Source organism: Corynebacterium sp. MSK204, from assembly GCF_030229885.1.
GTDB lineage: Bacteria > Actinomycetota > Actinomycetes > Mycobacteriales > Mycobacteriaceae > Corynebacterium.
Map to the genome: position 1 here is coordinate 1 of NZ_JASPGQ010000054.1, position 621 is coordinate 621.

Here is a 621-nt window from a genome sequence, read left to right on the forward strand (position 1 = left end):
CCGTCACGCGTTTCGCCCCGTAACAACCGTTCTCGGCCGTGAACACGGCCTTGATCCTCGCTCCCAGCACCGCGTCGTCAAGGACGCGTCGCCGGCGGGCAGGAGCAGCTGATTTCCATTTGTAATACGAGGACCGGTTGATCTTCAAAACCTCACATAACCGCTTGACCTCGTAGAGGCCTCGGTTGTCATCAACGAACCGGAAGCGGTTCACCAGTTCGTCTCTTCCGCGAAATATTTGGCCGCCTTGCGGAGAATCTCTCGTTCCTCCCGGAGCTTGGCGTTTTCGCGTTCCAGCACGCGGATGCGTTCGGCGTCGGAGAGTCCTTCAGCAGGCGTGCGTGCGCTGTTGGCTGCGGCAATGGGGCTGGCGACTTTTTCACCGTTGGCGTTGGTTTTGGTGCCGGTGCCGAAGGCGTCGAGCCAGGTGCGCAGGGAGTTGCGGTTGACCCCGAGATCGGAGGCGATCGCGTTGAGCGTTGCTCCGGGGGTCGACTCGTACAACGAGACTGCGTCGCGCTTGAACTGCTCGGTGTAGGTCTTGCGTGGCATGGTGGAAAGGTACCTCACTTCCCAGCGAGATGCTGGTTTCAAGGTGTCCACCATCTGGGGGTCAGGTCC

1 pseudogene is annotated in these 621 nt (G+C 60.7%); it reads right to left on the bottom strand.

Annotated features, from left to right (window positions below):
- Positions 1-552, bottom strand: a pseudogene (locus QP908_RS11750) (transposase); the annotation flags it as partial.
- Positions 553-621 lie beyond the last annotated feature (69 nt).